General features: G+C 67.4%; 16 protein-coding genes. 7 read left to right on the top strand and 9 right to left on the bottom strand.

Features of this window, described 5'->3' with window-relative positions:
- Positions 1–33: 33 nt before the first annotated feature.
- Positions 34–1,464 carry an aminobutyraldehyde dehydrogenase gene (locus AC5RWA_RS03105; RefSeq protein WP_115526457.1) on the bottom strand — a complete coding sequence of 477 codons (1,431 nt, stop codon included), beginning with the start codon at positions 1,462–1,464 and terminating at the stop codon, positions 34–36.
- Positions 1,465–1,635: 171 nt separating this feature from the next.
- Between AC5RWA_RS03105 and AC5RWA_RS03100 the strand changes: the two genes are divergently transcribed.
- Positions 1,636–3,072, top strand: a complete 1,437-nt coding sequence (locus AC5RWA_RS03100) for a PucR family transcriptional regulator (protein ID WP_079596552.1) — start codon at positions 1,636–1,638, stop codon at positions 3,070–3,072.
- A gap of 78 nt (positions 3,073–3,150) precedes the next feature.
- Here the strand turns inward: AC5RWA_RS03100 and AC5RWA_RS03095 are convergent, their stop codons facing one another.
- Positions 3,151–4,722 carry a CYTH and CHAD domain-containing protein gene (locus AC5RWA_RS03095; RefSeq protein ID WP_494056525.1) on the bottom strand — a complete coding sequence of 524 codons (1,572 nt, stop codon included), beginning with the start codon at positions 4,720–4,722 and terminating at the stop codon, positions 3,151–3,153.
- A gap of 143 nt (positions 4,723–4,865) precedes the next feature.
- Here AC5RWA_RS03095 and AC5RWA_RS03090 point away from each other — a divergent pair, with 143 nt between their 5' ends.
- From AC5RWA_RS03090 to AC5RWA_RS03080, 3 genes are all read left to right on the top strand, one after another.
- The gene (locus tag AC5RWA_RS03090) at positions 4,866–6,152 is read left to right on the top strand and encodes an MFS transporter (protein WP_494056524.1); all 1,287 of its coding nucleotides are present in this window, start codon (positions 4,866–4,868) and stop codon (positions 6,150–6,152) included.
- An 11-nt stretch (positions 6,153–6,163) separates the two neighbouring features.
- Positions 6,164–6,844 (top strand): FadR/GntR family transcriptional regulator, encoded by a 681-nt coding sequence (locus tag AC5RWA_RS03085; RefSeq protein ID WP_494056523.1) that lies wholly within the window; start codon positions 6,164–6,166, stop codon positions 6,842–6,844.
- 85 nt (positions 6,845–6,929) lie between these two features.
- Positions 6,930–8,183, top strand: a complete 1,254-nt coding sequence (locus AC5RWA_RS03080; protein WP_494056522.1) for an AI-2E family transporter — start codon at positions 6,930–6,932, stop codon at positions 8,181–8,183.
- Positions 8,184–8,285: 102 nt separating this feature from the next.
- Here AC5RWA_RS03080 and AC5RWA_RS03075 read toward each other — a convergent pair whose 3' ends face one another.
- A complete protein-coding gene (locus AC5RWA_RS03075) occupies positions 8,286–8,822 on the bottom strand; it encodes a hypothetical protein (protein ID WP_494056521.1) in 537 nt (178 codons plus the stop codon).
- Positions 8,823–8,977: 155 nt separating this feature from the next.
- Between AC5RWA_RS03075 and AC5RWA_RS03070 the strand changes: the two genes are divergently transcribed.
- Genes AC5RWA_RS03070 through AC5RWA_RS03060 form a run of 3 tightly spaced genes read left to right on the top strand, consistent with a single transcriptional unit; the run spans position 8,978 to position 11,434 of the window.
- Entirely contained in the window at positions 8,978–9,268 is a 291-nt protein-coding gene (locus AC5RWA_RS03070) for a hypothetical protein (RefSeq protein ID WP_079596720.1), read from the top strand.
- Positions 9,269–9,271: 3 nt separating this feature from the next.
- A complete protein-coding gene (locus AC5RWA_RS03065; RefSeq protein WP_494056520.1) occupies positions 9,272–10,099 on the top strand; it encodes a DUF1206 domain-containing protein in 828 nt (275 codons plus the stop codon).
- 30 nt (positions 10,100–10,129) lie between these two features.
- Positions 10,130–11,434 carry an SRPBCC family protein gene (locus tag AC5RWA_RS03060; protein WP_494056519.1) on the top strand — a complete coding sequence of 435 codons (1,305 nt, stop codon included), beginning with the start codon at positions 10,130–10,132 and terminating at the stop codon, positions 11,432–11,434.
- A 93-nt stretch (positions 11,435–11,527) separates the two neighbouring features.
- Here AC5RWA_RS03060 and AC5RWA_RS03055 read toward each other — a convergent pair whose 3' ends face one another.
- From AC5RWA_RS03055 to AC5RWA_RS03030, 6 genes are all read right to left on the bottom strand, one after another.
- Positions 11,528–12,994, bottom strand: coding sequence for an FAD-dependent oxidoreductase (locus tag AC5RWA_RS03055; protein WP_079596545.1), 1,467 nt, complete (start codon positions 12,992–12,994; stop codon positions 11,528–11,530).
- 100 nt (positions 12,995–13,094) lie between these two features.
- Positions 13,095–14,351 (bottom strand): uroporphyrinogen-III C-methyltransferase, encoded by a 1,257-nt coding sequence (gene cobA / locus AC5RWA_RS03050; protein ID WP_494056518.1) that lies wholly within the window; start codon positions 14,349–14,351, stop codon positions 13,095–13,097.
- An 87-nt stretch (positions 14,352–14,438) separates the two neighbouring features.
- On the bottom strand, positions 14,439–14,885 hold the full coding sequence (locus tag AC5RWA_RS03045) for an SRPBCC family protein (RefSeq protein WP_494056517.1): 447 nt from the start codon (positions 14,883–14,885) through the stop codon (positions 14,439–14,441).
- Between the two features lie 192 nt (positions 14,886–15,077).
- Positions 15,078–16,013 carry an ABC transporter permease gene (locus AC5RWA_RS03040; protein ID WP_494056516.1) on the bottom strand — a complete coding sequence of 312 codons (936 nt, stop codon included), beginning with the start codon at positions 16,011–16,013 and terminating at the stop codon, positions 15,078–15,080.
- Entirely contained in the window at positions 16,003–16,728 is a 726-nt protein-coding gene (locus AC5RWA_RS03035; protein WP_494056515.1) for an ABC transporter ATP-binding protein, read from the bottom strand. The genes AC5RWA_RS03040 and AC5RWA_RS03035 overlap by 11 nt, the downstream gene beginning before the upstream one ends.
- A gap of 27 nt (positions 16,729–16,755) precedes the next feature.
- Positions 16,756–17,895, bottom strand: a complete 1,140-nt coding sequence (locus tag AC5RWA_RS03030) for an ABC transporter substrate-binding protein (RefSeq protein WP_494056698.1) — start codon at positions 17,893–17,895, stop codon at positions 16,756–16,758.
- Between the last annotated feature and the right edge of the window lie 180 nt (positions 17,896–18,075).

The following is an 18,075-nucleotide window of genomic DNA, read 5'->3' as shown; positions in this document are numbered from 1 at the left end:
TCTTGGTTTCGACAAGCTCAATGACCGAAGAATTTATGAGTCGAGTGCGCTCATGACGTGCTTGATGCGGGTGTAGTCCTCCACGCCGTACATGGAGAGGTCCTTGCCGTAGCCGGACTGCTTGAAGCCGCCGTGCGGCATTTCGGCGGTGAGCAGGATGTGGGTGTTGATCCAGACGGCACCGAAGTCCAGGTCCCGGCTCAGGCGCATGGCCGTGCCGTGGTTGGTGGTCCAGACGCTGGAGGCGAGGGCGTATTCAACGTCGTTCGCGAGCTCAACGGCTTCTTCCTCCGTGCTGAAGCTCTGGACGGTGATGACGGGGCCGAAGGTTTCCTTCTGAACCACGTCGTCGGTCTGCTTGGCGCCAGTGATGATGGTGGGCTCGAAGAAGTAGCCCTTCTCCCCCGCCCGGTGGCCGCCGGTTTCGATGCGGCAGTTCGCGGGCAGGTTCTCCACCACGGACGTCACGGCGTTGAAGTGGTTCACGTTGTTCAGCGGGCCGAAGTAGTTGTCTTCGTCGTTCTGCGAGCCGGTGTGCAGGGTCCTGGTGTGTTCCACCATGGCTGCCACGACGTCGTCGTGCACCGAATCCTCCACCAGCACGCGGGTGATGGCGGTGCAGTCCTGGCCGGCGTTGAAGAACGCGAATTCGGCGATGGCAGCCGCGCTCTTCTTGATGTCGGCGTCCTTGAACACGATGGCGGGAGCTTTGCCGCCCAGCTCGAGGTGGGCGCGCTTGAGCCCCTTGGCGGCGCCGGAAGCGACGGCGATGCCGGCCCGGACGGAGCCGGTGATGGACACCAGGCCGGGGACCTTGTGCTCCACCATCATGGCGCCGGTCTGGCCGGTGCCGAGAATGACGTTGAGGACGCCGGCGGGCAGGATGTCCCCTGCCAGGCGGGCCAGGACCAGGGTGGATTCCGGGGTGGTGTCCGAGGGCTTCAGGACCACCGTGTTGCCGGCGGCGAGTGCGGGGCCGATCTTCCAGATGGCCATCAGGAACGGGTAGTTCCAGGGGGCCACCTGGGCCACCACGCCGATGGGTTCGCGGCGGACATAGGAGGTGTGGCCCTCGAAGTACTCGCCGGCGGACTTGCCTTCCAGGATGCGCGCGGCACCGGCGAAGAAGCGGAGCTGGTCTGCGCCGGCGGCCACTTCCTCGGAAGCGATCAGGGATCGGACCTGCCCGGTGTTGCGGTGTTGGGCCTCCACCAGTTCGTCACTGTTGGCTTCGATGGCGTCGGCGAGCTTGAGCAGCATCAGCTGACGCTGGCCCGGGGTGACGTGCTTCCAGGTCTTGAACGCGTCCTTCGCAGCGGCCATCGCGGCATCGACGTCGGCCTGCACGGAGATGGGCGCAACGGCCACCACCTCGCCGTTGGTGGGGTTCACGACGTCCAGCAGGCCTGTGCCGGCAGGGGTGACGAACTGTCCGTTGATGAAGTTCTGCAAGGTTTGGACCACGGTGTGCAACCTCTTTCGTAAGGGGCCATCGGCGCCAGGGTTATTGGACCAGGGCGGATGGATGGAACTGCCTTGAGCCTATGCCAGCGCCCCTGCCCAGTGAATAGCCACCTGCACACCCTTCCTTACGGTGTTTAGTGCGGTTGTCCAGAGCCCGTTTATCCTTGATGCATGGCCATTTCCCTCGCTGCCCTGCTGGGCGTGAACTCCCTGAAGCTTTCCAAGGCAGGGGTTGCTGAAACCACCTGGCACCAGGACATCAACTGGGTGGCGGTCACGGAGCTCGAGGATCCGCAGCGGTTCATCAACGGCGGCGAGCTGATCCTCACCACCGGGCTGCGGCTGCGTTCCGCGCCGGAGCAGCGGCGCTTTGTCCGCCAGGTGCAGCGGGCCGGGGCCGTGGGCATCGGATTCGGTGTGGGGCTCTCGCATGATGCCGTGCCGCCGGCACTCCTGGCCGAGGCCAACCGGTGGGGCTTGCCTGTGGTGGAGGTCCCCTATGAAACCCCGTTCATCGCCATCGGCAAGCTGGTGGCCGATGCCCAGTCCGCGGACCACTATGCCAAGCTGGAGCGGCTGATCGCCGGGCACCAGGTGCTGGCCCGGGCGCTGCTGACCGGCGGCGGGCTCGCCGAGCTCCTGAAGCACCTGGGCAGCATGCTCCGGACGGATATCGCCCTCACCCAGTTCACGGCGCAGCTGTACAACAGCAGCAGCGAGCCGCCGTCCGCAGACACCTGGTCCTCCTACCCCATCCCCACCGGCCGCCGCGATGCCTGCACCCTGTGGGTCCGGCAACCGTTCGAGGACTCCGGCATCATCGGCTACGCCCAGAACCTGATCAGCGTGGAGCTGAACAACATGGTCAAGCAGCGCCAGGCGCAGCGCGCCCTGTGCGGGCAGGTTCTCGAGGACGTCATCCACGGCGCGCTCGAAACCAGCGAGGCGCAGCGCCGGCTGGCCGGCGTGGGCGTGAACAGCACGCGCAAGAACGTGGTGCTGCTGGCCGTCTCCGCCGCGCACAACAAAGCCTTAGTGAGCACCTCCGTGCCGCGGGACCTGGAGAACTGTGTTGCCGCCGTCGTCGGCAAGGACCTGGTCCTGGTGGTCAATGACGACGGCGGGAAGGCGCCGGCCCTGGCGCGGAAGCTCAGCGACCATCTTGCCGAGGCCGGGATCCACGCCACCATCGGAATCGGCGGCGCGTACACCAAACCGAACGGCCTGCGCTGGAGCTACTTCGAGGCCCGGGATGCGGCAAGCCACGGGCTGCCCGTCAACGAGCCGGAGCGGCTGAGCCTGACATCGCTGCTGCTGGCCAGCGAGGACGTGCCGCTGGCGGACATGGCGCAGGAATCGCTGAACCCGCTGCGCACTTTCGATGCCGCCCATGGCGCCGAGCTGATGGCCACGCTGGAAAGCTACCTCAACAACAACGGTTCCGTGGCGGCCGTTGCCGAGGAGCTCACCCTGCACCGCAACACCGTCCGCTACCGGCTGGCCCAGATCACCGAGCTGACCGGATACGACCCGTCGGTCACCTCGGACCGGGTGCAGCTGTGGCTGGCACTGGCCGTGGCCCGGCTGTCCGCCCGGCAGGGCAAGTAAGCCAAGGCGGAGTCACTCCAGGCCCAATGTCCGCCGTTTCGGGGCCGTATCTGACCCCGCGTTGCCTTGGACCTGCGCCTAGAGGACTCCGCGCCGCAGGAGGTCGCGGGACTTTTTGCGGGCCTTCCGGTACTTCGATTCGGCGGCCGCCATCAGTTCTTCCTGCCGTTTCTGCAGCGCCCCGTAGGCTTCAGCCGTTGCCGCAGGATCCCGGTCCGACCGGAGGCCGGCGACCAGGTCGCGGGCCAGCACGGCGTCATGGTAATCGCCCAGGGTTTTCTGCTGCCGGTGGGCCGCCTTGGCCACCTTGCCCGCCCGTTTGCCCTTCACGAGGGCCGCTGATTCCGCCACATGCCGGAGCCGCTTTGCGTCCTTGCGCACCTGGTGGAGGGCATTCTCGTGGTCCGTTCCGCGCCGGGCGTGAGCGGCCGCCTTGTGCGAGCGCCGCAGCCGTTTCGCAGCCTTGTCCACGGCTTTCGCAGCCACCCTTTGCCCCGGCGCCACGGCCTGGGCGCGCACGGGCGGGTTGTCCCGGAAGTCTTCGAGGCTGTCCAGGAGCCTGAAGTAGCGTTTGGACTGCAGGGCCTCCTGGAGGCGCTGGTACCCGGCGTCGAACGTGGCTCCAGTCTGGCGTTCCACCCGGGCGCGCGCCGCGTCGATACCCTCGCCCGGAGGGAGACTGTCCATGTGTCCACGGAGGAGGCCCAGCAGCACCTCGGCGTCCCGCGGCTCGCCGAGCAACCGGCCCAGCCATTTCAGCTCGTCCCGCAGCCGCCGCACCGGCACTGCCCGGTAGAGCTTCCGGTACGCGGCCAGGCCGGAACGGATCCGACGCGTGGCCGAACGCATGTCATGCACGCCTTCCGGTTCTTCCAGCCGGACCGCCCCGTCCTGGGCAAGGAGCTGCTCGATCTGTGACGCAACGTAAACGGTGACGACGGCGGCGGCCGGGGCCTTCTTCCCGGACAGGAGTGCGGGCGTGCCCTCCTCGCGGCTGGCGGACGTGCCCAGGGCCTTGGCCAGCTTCGAGGCATGCCCGGCGGGACGGGCGCCGGCTGCCAGCAGAAGCTGCTCGGCCGGGGCGAAGAGTTCCGGCTCCCCGTGGACCAGTTCCAGCTCCCACTCACGCCACTGCTGCTTGTGCCCTTCACCGGCTGCTTCGCCGGACACATCCTGCCCGTGCAGGCGCTCCGCCGTCACGCGGTCATCGGCCAGGTCCGCCAGGTGCACGCCGTCCCCGCCATACAGCGCATGGGTGGTGCGTTCGGTACGCAGCCGGACCACGGGGGCCACCTCCGCTCCCCGCACATACGCCTGCACGCGGGCCAGCAGGCTGTCCGGAACGACGCCGGGCTGGCCCAGCGGGGCGTGCAGCTCGCGGCGCTCCTGCGGTTCGGCCCCTGTGGAAGCGGAGGATTCGGGCGGCAGTTTCAGGTGCCAGCCCGCGTCGGTTCCGCCCGTGCGGCGGCGCAGGGTGATACGGCGGGAGGCCAGGGTGTGCTTGGCGGTATCGAAGTAGACGGCTTCCAGCAACGCGGTGTGCGGCTCGCCCACCCGGGCAACGCCGGGCAGGTCGTGCAGCGGGGGCACTACGGCGTCGTCGCCGGCGTCGTACTTTTTCTCGACCTCAAGTCCCTCGGAAGCCTTCACAGCCGTCCTTCCACAATTGCTGCAGTGCGTAGTCCGGATGCCCGGCATCCGCCCGTTCGCAGTCTATTGCCCCGGGCCGGAAAGCCGGGAGAGCTTGCCCACAAAACCCTAGACATCAAACGTCTAACCTTTACCCTTGAAGTATGTCTGCCACCCCGCCCTCGCCGGCCGCATCCGCTCCCGCTCCGGCCGCTTTGGCATCAGCCGCTGCCGCTCCCGCGTCCGCGGCAGTCCAGGCCGTGCAGGCAAAGCCGCGGTCCGCCGTCGTCTTCGGCGTTATTGCGCTCGTCCTCATCGGGCTGAACCTTCGTGCGGGGATTACCGGGGCGTCGGCGCTGCTGCACGATCTGCAGACCGTGCTCGGCTACGGCCCGCTGGTGGCGGCAATCATTCCCTCCATCCCCACCCTCTGCTTCGCACTTGCCGGCGCGGGAACGTCCTGGCTCACCGGGCGGCTGGGCGTGGAGAAGGCGATTCTGCTGGCCCTGGCAATGCTGGCCGGCGGTCTCCTGCTGCGCGGCGTTCCGGCCACCGGGATGCTGGTTGCCGGCAGCGTTGTGGGGATGTCCGGCCTGGCCGTCTGCAACGTGGCCATGCCGTCCTTCATCCGCGAGCATTTCGCCTCCCGGACTTCTCTGATGACCGCCATGTATACGGTCACGATGACCACCGGTGCAACCGTCACCGCCGTGGCGGTGGTCCCCCTGGCGCAGGCGCTGGGATCGCCGTCCGCGGCCGTCGGCGCCATCGGAATCACCGCCGTCGCGGCCTTCCTGGCGTTCCTTCCCGTGGTGCTGCACGCGCACCGCAACAGCTCCCGCGGCCCCTCAAACGCCGTCTCCCCTTGGCCGCTGCTGCGGACCCGAAAAGGCGTGCTCCTCACCGCGATCTTCACACTGCAGGCCCTGCTCGCGTACGCCCTGCTGAGCTGGTTTCCCTACATGCTCACCACCATGGGGCTCAGCGCCTCGGACAGCGGGCTGATGTTCGGACTGATGCAGCTTGTCTCGGTCCCCGCCGGCATGGTCCTGATCGCCATCGGGTCACGGCCGCGGATGCTGCGGCCGGCGTTGTACCTGGTCAGCATCGTCATGGCACTGGGGCTGGTGGCACTGCTGGTGCTGCCCGTGCAGCTCTCCTTCGTGTCGGCCGTCCTGCTGGGCTTTGGCCTCGGAATCTTCCCGCTGGTGATGGTGATGATCAGCCGCAGCGGGGCAAGCACGGCCGAAACCACCGCGCTCTCCACCCTGGCGCAGTCCTCCGGCTATCTGCTGGCAACTGCCGGGCCCTTCGGAATGGGCCTGCTGCACGGGGCAACCGGGGGCTGGACCCTGCCCCTCGCGATCCTGCTGGCCCTGGCGCTGGTCCAGATTGTGGTGGCCCACCTGATCACCGGCACGCCGATGACCGGCAAAGCCAACACCAGATAAAGTAGGACGCCATGGCACTGAGCCCCTCCACCCGTGCGCCCCTGGCCGATGAAGTTACCGCCAAACTGCGCACCATGGTGCACTCCGGCGAATGGCCGCTGAACCAGCGCATCCCGTCCGAGACCGAACTGATCGCAGGGCTTGGAGTGTCCCGCGGCACCCTTCGCGAAGCCATCAAGGCCCTCGCGCACAGCGGAATGCTGGAGGTGCGCCGCGGCGACGGCACCTACGTCCGGGCCACCAGCGAGATCTCCGGCGCCGCCCGCCGCATGTACCAGGACCACACGGAGGAGCACATCCTGGAAGTCCGGCTGGGGCTGGACACCCAGGCGGCGAGGCTGGCTGCAAGGAACGCCACCGACGACGACGTCACCGCCCTGCGCGGGCTCCTCACCACCCGGGACCAGGCCTGGAAGGGCGGGGACTATGAGGGCTGGGCGCGGGCAGACTGGGGCTTCCACGAACGGGTGGCACAGGCCTCCGGCAACCCCCTGCTGCATGAGCTCTACGTCAGCTTTGGGCCCGTCCTCCACCAGGACCTCCTCATCCAGCAGGGCCGGCCGGGCTTCGAAGGGCTCCCCCAGGAAGGGCACGAGTTGCTGCTGGCGGCCATCGAACGGCACGACGAGGACGCCGCCGTCGCCACCGTGAACAGAAACCTGAACTCCTGCGCAGAGTGGCTCGGCACGTAATCGGTCAGTAGGCTTACTATCTGACGTAGGTAGTTAAGCCTGCCCTGCACCCGCAGGCGGGTGCCGCCGATGATGAGGAGTGCCCATGGCGCGATCCACACGCCTGACCGAACACGAGTTGGGCAACGAGACCCCACAGCCGAAACCTGGCGCCGAGGCCGCGGCGGCAGCCGAAGGGGCACCGCGGCAGGGCCAACCCCTTGGACAAGCTGCCCTGCATCGGGGCGCGAAGCTCCGGGAAACCAAGCCGCCCAGCGCACTCTGGTCCGACGGGCTCGGACGGGTGGGCATCCGCGCGGCCCAGATCCTGCTGATCCTGACCGTCGCCGTGGTGTCCGTCTACGCGCTGATGCAGATCAAGCTCCTGGTCATTCCGATCCTGATCGCGCTGATCCTGGCAGCCGCCATCGGCCCGTTCGTGAACATGCTGCGGCGCCGCGGAATGCGCGGAGGCCTGGCCACGGGCATCGCGTTCATCGGATTGCTGCTGCTGCTCGGCGGCGTTTTCACCGTGATCTACTTCTCGGTCCGCAGCCAGTGGGGCGAACTGGCAGCGCAGGCTTCATCCGGCCTCGACGAGCTTGAGCAGTTCCTGCGCACCGGGCCGATCCCCATCGAGCAGGAGCAGCTGGAGCAGGCCCGCCAGGGAATCATCGAGTTTGCCACCAGCAGCCAGGTCCGTTCCGGAGCGATCACCGGGCTGTCTGTGGTGACCGAGTTCATCGCCGGCACGGCCCTGATGGTGGTCATCCTGTTCTTCTTCCTCAAGGATGGCGCCAAGATCTGGAACTTCTTCCTCCGCCCGTTCCGCGGGGCCCGCGAGGCCAAGCTCCGCCGGGTTGGCAGCCGCACGCTTGAGGTCCTGGGCGGCTACGTCCGCGGCACCGCCATCGTGGCACTGGTGGACACGGTGGCCATCGGCGCCGCGCTGCTGATCATGCAGGTTCCGCTGGCCTTCCCGCTGGCCATCATCGTCTTCATCGGAGCTTTCGTCCCGCTGGTGGGCGCCACCGTGGCCGGCATCCTGGCCGCGCTGGTGGCACTGGTGGCCAACGGGCCCGTGGTGGCCCTGATCGTGGTGGCCGTGGTCATCGCGGTCAACCAGCTGGAGGGCGACCTCCTCCAGCCCATTGTCATGGGCAAGTCACTGCAGCTCCACGCCCTGGTAATCCTGATGGCCCTGACGGCCGGCACCATCCTGGCAGGCATCGTGGGCGCAGTCCTGTCCGTCCCCCTGGCCGCCGTGGCGTGGGCGATCATCCAGGTGTGGACGGCCGAGGATCCGAACATGGAAGACATGAACCCGGACCTGCCGCCGGCGAACACGCAGCCCGTCTAGCGCTGCGGTTCCTCCTTTTCGACGCACAAAAAACCTGGCGCACCTGAAATATCAGGTGCGCCAGGTTTTTTGTGCGTCGACAGATGGCTGTGCGCGTCGCGTTTAGCGGCGCAGACCCGCAAACACGTTCTTGGGACGCTGCATCTCGCCGTGCTTGGCGCCGAGGATCACCACGAGTCCGGCGAAGGCCGGAATGACCCACTGGAGCGTCTTGAGCTGCTGCTGGGCCGCCTGCAGTTCGTCGGAAGCACCGGGCCGCGGCTCGGTTGCGCCTTCGGAACCCTCACCGGCCAGCTTCTCCACCTTCTTGCCGAGCATGCCGGAGTACAAGGTCACCGCAGCGCCGGCCAGGGTCACCACGGTTTTGATGGCCGTGTCCCGGGCCACGCCGTCCTGCTGGGCGATGCGCTCCTTGTTCTCCCAGGCGATGGCCAGGTCCGCCACGAGGTGGGAGGCAAAGGCTGCCGTCTGGATCGGCGCCCATTTCATCCAGCCGGCGCTGGAGAGCCGGGTCCGCTCAGCGGGGTCCTTGGCTTCCGCCGCTGCACCGTTCAGGCCGATGGCACCCATCAGGGAGCCACCGAACCAGGCTGCTGCTGTCAGGTCGTGTACTGACCGGGCAATGAGATTTCCTGCCATGATGTGCATTCCTTACGTTGAACTGGTTCCGGATGCCGCTGCTGCGGACTTCGCTTCCCGTGTCCCATCGAGGTCATGGTCCGCCTATGGTAAGCACACTTACTAATGTTACGAAAGCCCGTCTTACGGGCACCGGACCGCGTAATATCGTGGCCATGGGAATGACAGGGACATTGTTCGGCTGGGCCTTCGGGGACCCGGCCCGGGAAAACGACAGCACATATGTGGACGGGCTTCAGCGCGAGGCGCTGCGGAATGCCCGGGAGACGGCGCAGGCCAAGGGCGTAGCTGCTGTGGCAGGCTCGGAGGTCTTCACCGTGCTGAGCGGACACGATTCCCTCGTGGAGCTGGACAACGCCCCCGGCCAGCTGGTGGTGCGCTGCACCGTCCATGTCGAAGGACCCGGCGCGGAGAAGCTGCGTGCCGAAGGACCCATGAACGGCTGACCGATGTCGGACCGGGACTCAACGCTCAGCCAGGCCGCCGACGCCATCGAGGAAGCCTCGAACCACAAGGTCCTGGACGTCCTGGCGCGTACGGGATTCGCTGTGATGGCCCTGCTGCACATCATTGTGGGGGCCATCGCCGTCGCCGTCGCTTTCGGCCAGCCAGGTGAGCCCGATGCTACCGGCGCGATCGAACAGCTGGCTGCCAACCCGTGGGGCCCGGCAGTCATGTGGGCATGCGTGGCAGCATGCGGTGGCCTGTCCATGTGGCAGGCCAGCGAGGCCACACTCCGCATGCGGGGCCGGCCCCGGAAGGAGCGGGTCTCCAAGCTGATTTCCTCAGGCTTCCTGGCCATTGCCTACGGCAGCGTCGGGTTCAGCTTCGCCGGTTTCGCGGTGGGGCTGCGCGGCGACTCCGGCGACAGCGCGCGGGACTTCAGCGCTTCCCTGATGGCCAACCCGCTGGGCTTGTGGGTGCTGGTGGCCCTGGGCCTGACGATTATCGGGATCGGCATCTACTTCGTGTTCAAGGGCGCCCGGCGCGGGTTCAAGGAGGAGCTGTTCCACTTCGACGGAACGCGGCGCGGCCGGCTGATCGACACCTTGGGCGTCACGGGCCACATCGCCAAGGGCATTGCCCTGAACCTCACCGGACTCCTGTTCGTCATTGCCGCGGCCAAGCACCGACCCGAGGAATCCACCGGACTGGACGGCAGCCTGAAGGCCCTGCGCGACCATCCCTTCGGACCGTCCTTACTGGTAGCAATCGGCGCCGGTTTCATCGCCTACGGGATTTTTGCCTTGATCCGCTCGCGGTTCGGCCGTATGTAATTCCTCCGGGATTCGGGGTACGAAGGAAACATGACCCAGCACCTGACGACGGACCAAACAGCCGACGACGGCGCCAGCAGCCGGGGCGCGGAACGCACCTTGCGTGCCTCCACAGCGGGAGGGCCTGCGGCTGGCACCGGGCGAAGGGAACCGGCTGACGCCGCCCCGGCGATCTCCGGAACGGCCGGACGTGCTTTCGAGGGTCTGTTCCGGGTGCTCAAGCTGGCCAGGCCGGACCGCCCCATCCATCCGAAGGGGCTGGGCCTGGCCGGGGAGCTGACGCGGACCGGCAACCCCCACGAAGCGAGTGGCCTGGAGTGGCTGGATTCGCCGGGCACGGACGCAGTGGAGGCCAGGTTCTCGCGGTCAGTGGGCCTGCCGCAGGCACTGCCGGACGTCCTGGGGCTCGCGCTGCACGTCACGCCGGCTGTCGGCACCCCTGGCACCGGCGGTCCCGCGGATGTGCTCTTCTCCTCCACCGGCTGGCGGATTCCCGGACGGTTCCTGCTCCAGCCGCGGCTCGACGTCGACGGCGCCACCATGACCACCCTCATGCCCTACCGCGGCAGGAACGGGCCCGTTCTGCTGGGACTGCGGACGGTCAGTTTGCCGCCGGGATCGCTGTCCTCCGGGGAATGGGTGCTGGGGCTGTACTGGGCCAGGCCGCTGGGACGGTGGCGGCAGTGCGGCGAGCTGGTGCTTCACGCGGGGTCCCCGCCCGGTGACACGCCGCTGCGCTTCAACCCACTGGAGAACCAGCCGCCCGGGGCGCAGACTTATGCCTGGACGCGCCGCCTGCGGGAGCGCTCCTACCGGACGGCGCAGCGGCCGGCGCCTGCCGCGGTCGGACGTTCTGCCCTCAACCAAGCCCGCATCGCAGAGAGAAGGAAGACCATGTCCACCGTGTCCCAGCTGTTCAACTCCCCCGCAGCCGACGTGTGGCGCGTCCTCTCCGACGGCTGGTTGTATTCCGGCTGGGTGGTGGGAGCCTCCAGGATCCGGGCCGTGGACGATGCGTGGCCCCAGGCCGGTGCCCGGCTGCACCACTCCGTCGGCGCCTGGCCGTTGGTGATCAACGACAGCACCAGGGTGGTGAACGCCGAGTCGGGCCGGTTGCTGGAACTTGTGGCGCGTGGCTGGCCGATGGGTGAGGCCAAGGTGGTGATCACCCTTGAGGACCGGGGCAACCAGTGCCAGGTGACCATCGTCGAAGACGCCATCAAGGGTCCCGGCAAGCTCATGCCCAAGTTCCTCCGGGACGCCATGATCGGTGTCCGGAACCGGGAAACCCTCAAGCGGCTGGAGCTGATGGCGGCAGGCGGCGCCGGAAAGTAGCGCCGTCGGGTTAAAACAACAACGCGAGGTCGCTTCCGGCCCAATGAACCGCGTTCATCGGGCGGAAAGAGACCCCGCGTTGCTTGTGGTGTCTTAGACCTGCGCGGCCACGCCGTCGCGGGAGATGGCCACCATGTCCTCGCGCGGCACAACCTTGATGCGCTCACGCTTGACCTCGACGCCGTGCGAGCCGCCGGCCTCCGTGGCAGCTGCACCGAGGGCGAGCTCGTGCGCGTCCAGGGCAAGCCAGCCTTCCCAGCTGGTGAACTGCACGCCGCGGCCGTCCAGGAGTTCGACGACGGCGTCCGCCTCGGGAACGCTGGCCACCGGAAGGTTTTCGCGGTCTTCCAGCAGGTAGGTCACGGTTTCCAGGGCGTCGCCCTTGGTGTGGCCGATCAGGCCGACGGGTCCGCGCTTGATCCAGCCCGTGGCGTAGATGCCCGGCACGTGGGTGCCGGACGCGTCCAGGACGCGGCCGCCGTCGTTCGGGATGACGCCCTTCTTGTGGTCGAACTCGATCTCCGGCAGGGCGGAACCGAAGTAGCCGATGGCACGGTAGACGGCCTGGACCGGGTAGTCCACGAACTCGCCGGTGCCGCGGGCATTGCCCGTGCCGTCCAGCTCTGTGCGCTCGAACTTGATGCCGGCAACCTTGCCCGGCGTCTCGGCGTCGTCATAAATCTCCACCGGGCTGTGCAGGAAGTGCAGGTGCAGGCGGCGGGAAGCCTTGAGCTCGGAGAGGTCCTCGGGCTGCTCGGCGATCCAGTTGGTGAGCGTGCCCACCATGGTCTTGGTCTGGTTGTTGGTCTGGATCTGGCGGTCGGATTCCTCGTCGAACTCGAAGTCCTCCGGGTACAGGATGATGTCCACGTCCTTGGAGTGGGACAGCTCGCGCAGCTCCAGCGGGGTGAACTTGACCTGGGCCGGGCCGCGGCGGCCGAAGACGTGCACGTCGGTGACGGGCGAGGCCTTCAGGCCGGCGTAGACGTTGTCCGGAATCTCGGAGACCAGGAGGTCGTCGGCGTGCTTGGACAGGACGCGGGCCACGTCCAGGGCCACGTTGCCGTTGCCGATGACGGCGATTTCCTTGGCCTCGAGGGGCCATTCGCGGGGAACGTCGGGGTGGCCGTCGTACCAGGAGACGAAGTCCGCGCCGCCGTAGGAGCCGTCCAGCTCGATGCCGGGGATGTTCAGGTCCGCGTCCTTGATGGCGCCGGTGGCGAAGATGACGGCGTCGTAGTGGGTGCGGAGGTCCTCGATGGTGAGGTCTGTGCCGTAGTCCACGTTGCCGAAGAAGCGGATGTCGCCGCGGTCCAGGACCTTGTGCAGGGCGTTGACGATGCCCTTGATGCGGGGGTGGTCCGGGGCAACGCCGTAGCGGATCAGGCCGTAGGGTGCCGGGTAGCGGTCAAAGAGGTCGATGCTCACGGTCAGCTCGCCGCTCTTGACGGCTTCGCTCTTGGTGAGGATGTCGGCGGCGTAGACGCCGGCCGGGCCGGAGCCCACGACGGCGACGCGCAGCGGACGTTCGGCAGAACCTACGGTAGTGCTTGATGACACGGCTGTGTTCCTTTTGTTCGTTCCGGCCCAACTAAGTAGCACTAACTGTCGTTTTGACGGCTCATAACGACACTTGGCGCTACCCGGTTGGGTTGGTGGGCTAGGTGGTGAGGATTCGGGGCTTGTTCGGGGTGGTGGTGCTGTAGTCAGCGGTTCGGAAGTGCGACGGCGCGAAGGGGCTCACGCGCACAACGTCACCGATGACAATGACTGCGGGATTTGCGACGCCGGCGGCCTCGGCCTGGTCCGCAATGGAACCGAGCGTGCCAATGGTGACGCGCTGGTCCGGCAAGTAGCCGTTTTCAACAATACCAACCGGAGTGTCAGCGGGCAGGCCGGCTTTGCCGAGGGCGGACGCGGATTCGCGGAGCTGGCCGACGCCCATGAGCAGGATGATCGTGTGGTCCGGGCGGGCAGGAACCTCGGACAGTTCCTCGTGGCCGGTGACCACGCTGAAGCCTTTGGCCAGTCCGCGGTGCGTGACCGGAATGCCGGCTGCTGCGGGAACGGAAATCGCGGAGGTGACGCCGGAAACCACTTCAACCTCGACGCCGTGCTGCCGGCAGTGTTCGGCTTCCTCGCCGCCTCGGCCCAGCACGTAGGGGTCGCCGCCCTTGAGCCGGACCACGCGGTGGCCGGCGAGGGCTTCTTCGACCAGGATGCGGTTGATCTGGGCCTGCGGCACGGGGTGGTGACCGGGGGTCTTGCCGACCTCGATCACGCGGACGTCGGGTGCCAGTTCGTTGAGGAGTTCACGCGGACCCAGGCGGTCCGCCACCACGACGTCAGCCTGGCCCAGGAGCCGGCGGCCGCGGACGGTGATGAGGCCGGTGTCACCGGGGCCTCCACCAACCAGGGCAACTGATCCCCGGTGGGCGCGGCGGCGGCGCAGCGGAAGGTCGCCGGTTTCCAGGGCGGTGGCGACGGCGTCGCGCACGGCCATGGCCCGGCGGGGGTCGCCCCCGGCGTTGACAGCAATCTTGACGTCGTCAACTTCTGCGACGGCGGGCGTCCAGGCTGCGGAGGCTTCATGGTCGGAGGCGTTGACGCACCACACACGCTGCGCCTCGGCGTCGGCCGAAACCTGCGCGTCCACGGCGGCATCACCGGTGGCGGTCTGGACGAACCAGACACCGTCGACGTCGGACGGACGGTAGGTGCGCGGCTCCCAGGTGAGAAGGCCGGCGTCGGCCAGTTCCCGGAGCGCGGGAGAGGCAACGGGAGCCACGGCGGTGACCCGTGCACCGGCGTCGAGCAGCCCCTTGGCGCGGCGTGCAGCAACGGGGCCGCCGCCCACCACCAGCACGGGGCGGCCGAGGAGGCGCAGCGCTGTGGGGTAGATATCCTGAATTGCCATGAATCAACGGTAGGGCCGCGTCACAATCGCCCACAAAGGCCGAGCAACACCAGTTCACGTAAGGTAACGCTGCGTCACAAAGGATGCTCAGGTCAGGCCGGCAAGGAACCGGCCCCTGTGGACGATGAGCTTCTCCAGGTAGCCGGCCAGCACCAGCCGCTCTGCCAGCAGGCCCAGGAACCCGAACGGGGCGGTGAACTCCACCCTGTCCGTCATGGCGCTGCCTGTGGCCGTCGCTTCGAATTCGTGGACGTGGCGGAAGCTCCTGAACGGGCCGCGGACCTGCTCGTCCGTGAAGCTGCTTGGGAAGTCCATGTGGGTGATGCGGTTCGTCATGGTCAGGGGAATCCCGAAGTGCCGCGCCCGCCACGTCACCTCCTGGCCCTCTTCGATCAGCCCGGACGTCACACCAGCCACCGCCCGCTCCCCCGCGCCCTGCTGGGAGTTCACGTGCACGTCGATACTGCGGGCCAGGTCGAAGAGGCGTTCCGGAGGCAGCGCTGATTCGGTGCGGCACACGAAGCTGACGGTCATCCGGCCAGTCTGTCACGGGACCCAGGGACCCGCCGTCGTGGGGCACATTGGGGGGCCACAGTGCCGGACCGGCCATAAGACGCGGCGTGTCCGTGTCACAGTGCCCCACGACGGCGGCGGGCAAAAGCACAAGCACACAGCAAAGCCCGACGGCGGAGGTCGCCGTCGGGCCTTGCAAGGGTGGTGTAAGGGCTACCGGGTGCTGCCGGAGAGGAGGCCGCGGCTGCGCAGCAGGCGCTTCTCGATGGGGCCGAACACCAGCAGTTCAATCAGGATGCCGACGGCGAGGATCAGCAGGATTGCCGACATCACCACGGTCATGTCGGACAGGATGCGGCCCTGGTCCAGCAGCGAGCCCAAACCGAAGCCGATCGTCCCGCCCACGGCGATGATTTCCGCGGCCATGAGTGAGCGCCAGGAGAAGGCCCAGCCCTGCTTGAGGCCACCCAGGTACCCGGGAAGCGCGGCCGGGAGGATGACCTGAAGCGCCATCTGCAGCCGGGAAGCGCCCAGCACGGTGCCGACGCGCCGGTACTGCGGCGGTATCTGGTCCACACCTGAGATCAGCCCGTTGATGATGGACGGGATGGCGCCCATGAACACCACGAAATAGACGGTGGCGTCGGTGAGGCCGAACCAGATGATGGCGGCGGGGACCCATGCCACCGAGGGCAGGACCTGCAGGCCGGAGATCAGCGGGCCGAAGGCTCGGCGCAGCGGTGCAACCTGTGCCAGCAGCAGGCCGATGGGTGTGGCGATGGCCACCGAGATCAGGAAGCCAACCAGTCCGCGCTGCATCGACGTCCACAGGGCCTCCTGGAGTTTACCCTCGTTCCAGAGGACGCCCATCTGGCCCACAACATCCAGCGGGCCGGGTACCAGGTCGCGGCGCTTGACGCCCAGGGAGACGTAGAACTGCCAGACAAGGATCAGGACGGCCAGGGCGGCGATCGGCAGGAGGATCCGGCTCCACTCGATCCGGTGCTTGCGGTCGGCATCGGACTGCAGCGAGTCCAGCCCGGACTCGAGTTCCCGCAGGTCCTCTTTCCCGGTGGAAGTCCTCGTCAAAGCGGCATGGACGTGCTGAGTGGATGCGGGCGCGGAGCCGGACAGGGATTTACTTGGCATGGCGGCGAATCTCCTCCCGCAGCCGGGCGGTGATGACCCCGGTCAGCTGGCCGGCAAGCCCGGCGTCGGTTCGGTGTTCCTCGGTGACGGCCCATTCCTGGACCACGCGGCCGGGACGGGAGGACAGCAGCAGCACGCGCTGGCCCAGCCGGACGGCTTCGCGGACGTTGTGGGTCACAAAGACGATGGTGCGGCCGGTTTCCTTCCAGATGCGCTCCAGCTCGTCGTGCAGGAGGTCCCGGGTGATGGCGTCCAGCGCGGCGAACGGCTCGTCCATGAGCAGCAGCTGCCGGTCCTGTGAGAGCGAGCGGGCCAGGGACACGCGCTGCCGCATGCCGCCGGACAGCTCGTGCGGCCGCTTGTCGCCGGCGGTACCAAGGTGCACGAGCTCAAGGAGTTCCTGCGCCTTGATCCGGCGCTCGGCCTTGCCCACGCCGCGCAGCTTCAGGGCCAGCTCGATGTTTTCCCGGGCGGTGAGCCACGGGAAGAGGGCCGCGTCCTGGAACATAAAGGCGGCACCGTCGCTGGGCACTTCCAGGGCGCCCGACGTCGGCGCCTCCAGCCCCGCGATGATGTTCAGCAGGGTGGATTTGCCGCAGCCGGACGCACCGAGGAGGGCAACGAACTCGCCCTGCGCGATGGTGGCGTTGACGTCGTCCAGTACCGGGGCGCCGTCGCCGAAGCGCTTGCCCAGGTTTTCCAGTACGACTGGCATGGTGCCGTCCTTAGGTAGTGGGATGGATCAGTCCTGGCCGAGGCCGGCTGCTGAAATCTTGGTGGTGCTGCCTGCAGCCGCGTTGACCTCGTTGAGTGCGCGGAGGTCGAAGAGGCCGTTGATGTCGGCCTGCTTGGTGGTGCCCGCCTCGACGCCGTCGTGAAGCAGGCGCGGGTAGCCTCCGGCCAGCGGGTCAAGGGTGAAGGTGATGTTGGCCAGTGAACGTTCCAGCACATCCGGGGCCAGGGATGCGCCGGCGGATTCCTGCAGGGCGGAGTTGATGACGCCGGCCTTCTGGTCCGCGGGTGCCTCGTTGAGCCAGGCGATCGACTTGGCGTGGCCTGCCAGGAGCGCCTTGACCGTCTCGGGGTGTTCGGCGGCGAATTTCTGGTTCACGATCAGGATGGTGGTGGGGAATTCGCCGGGCTTGCCCGTACCGGTTCCGTCCCACAGGTCCTTTTCGTCCACCAGAACCTTGGCTCCGGCCTGGAGCACCAGCCGGGACGCCCACGGCTCAGGCAACCAGGCGCCGTCGAGCTTTCCGTCCTGGAAAAGCTTCAGGGACTGGGCGTTTTCGGTGGGGTTGATGGCGACGTCGCCGCTGCCGTCAACGTTGGTCTTGTAGCCCTGGTTCGCCAGCCACGCGCGCAGGGCAACGTCCTGGGTTCCGCCCAGTTGCGGGGACGCGATGGTCTTGCCCTTAAGGTCTGCGGCGGAATTGATGTCAGGCTTAACCACCAGTTGGGCACCGCCCGCGGCAGCGCCGGCAATGACCTTCACGGACTCGCCCTGGCTCTTCACGAACGAGTTGATGGCCGGGTTGGGGCCGATGTATGCGGCGTCGATGGCGCCGGCGTTCAGCGCCTCGATGGCAGCAGGACCGGCGTTGAATGTCTCGGTGCTGAGGGTCGTGTTTCCCAGCGATTCGGCCAGGAAGCCCTCTTTGACGCCCACCAGGGCCGGGGCATGCGTGACGTTGCCGAAGTACCCCAATTTGAGCTCCGCGGCAGGGGTGGGGGTCACGGCCTGGGCCTCAGTGTTACGGGAAACAGTGGAGGCCACAACAGCTCCCACCACAATCAGGAGGACCAGCCCGACGGCCAGGGCAGCCTCGATGGCACGCTTGCGCTTGGGTGCTGCGCTTTCGCCTGCCACGATGCGGGTCATCCCGGGCTTGGAACTAGTCATTGTTTCACCATAGGGAGTGACATAAACCCGTTCAATGAAGCCTAAACGGGGGGTCACGCAGGTTCATCTAGCGTCACATTCGGCGGTGTGAGTGCGCTTTGTTTCCGCAGGCTTTAGATAGATTTGTAGCCTGCCGGCGGGTATGACGTCACCTGGGGG

The organism is Arthrobacter sp. 210 2 (assembly GCF_059093025.1).
The sequence above is the reverse complement of the archived record's forward strand: the minus strand, read 5'-3'. Positions and strand labels throughout refer to the sequence as shown.

What these genes read in the sequence shown, in the direction of transcription:
- AC5RWA_RS03100 (WP_079596552.1), top strand. Translation starts at nt 1,636, where the DNA reads ATGGCCATTTCCCTCGCTGCCCTGCTGGGCGTGAACTCCCTGAAGCTT.
- AC5RWA_RS03090 (WP_494056524.1), top strand. Translation starts at nt 4,866, where the DNA reads ATGTCTGCCACCCCGCCCTCGCCGGCCGCATCCGCTCCCGCTCCGGCC.
- AC5RWA_RS03085 (WP_494056523.1), top strand. Translation starts at nt 6,164, where the DNA reads ATGGCACTGAGCCCCTCCACCCGTGCGCCCCTGGCCGATGAAGTTACC.
- AC5RWA_RS03080 (WP_494056522.1), top strand. Translation starts at nt 6,930, where the DNA reads ATGGCGCGATCCACACGCCTGACCGAACACGAGTTGGGCAACGAGACC.
- AC5RWA_RS03075 (WP_494056521.1), bottom strand. Translation starts at nt 8,822, where the DNA reads ATGGCAGGAAATCTCATTGCCCGGTCAGTACACGACCTGACAGCAGCA.
- AC5RWA_RS03070 (WP_079596720.1), top strand. Translation starts at nt 8,978, where the DNA reads ATGGGAATGACAGGGACATTGTTCGGCTGGGCCTTCGGGGACCCGGCC.
- AC5RWA_RS03065 (WP_494056520.1), top strand. Translation starts at nt 9,272, where the DNA reads ATGTCGGACCGGGACTCAACGCTCAGCCAGGCCGCCGACGCCATCGAG.
- AC5RWA_RS03060 (WP_494056519.1), top strand. Translation starts at nt 10,130, where the DNA reads ATGACCCAGCACCTGACGACGGACCAAACAGCCGACGACGGCGCCAGC.
- cobA (WP_494056518.1), bottom strand. Translation starts at nt 14,351, where the DNA reads ATGGCAATTCAGGATATCTACCCCACAGCGCTGCGCCTCCTCGGCCGC.
- AC5RWA_RS03045 (WP_494056517.1), bottom strand. Translation starts at nt 14,885, where the DNA reads ATGACCGTCAGCTTCGTGTGCCGCACCGAATCAGCGCTGCCTCCGGAA.
- AC5RWA_RS03040 (WP_494056516.1), bottom strand. Translation starts at nt 16,013, where the DNA reads ATGCCAAGTAAATCCCTGTCCGGCTCCGCGCCCGCATCCACTCAGCAC.
- AC5RWA_RS03035 (WP_494056515.1), bottom strand. Translation starts at nt 16,728, where the DNA reads ATGCCAGTCGTACTGGAAAACCTGGGCAAGCGCTTCGGCGACGGCGCC.
- AC5RWA_RS03030 (WP_494056698.1), bottom strand. Translation starts at nt 17,895, where the DNA reads ATGACCCGCATCGTGGCAGGCGAAAGCGCAGCACCCAAGCGCAAGCGT.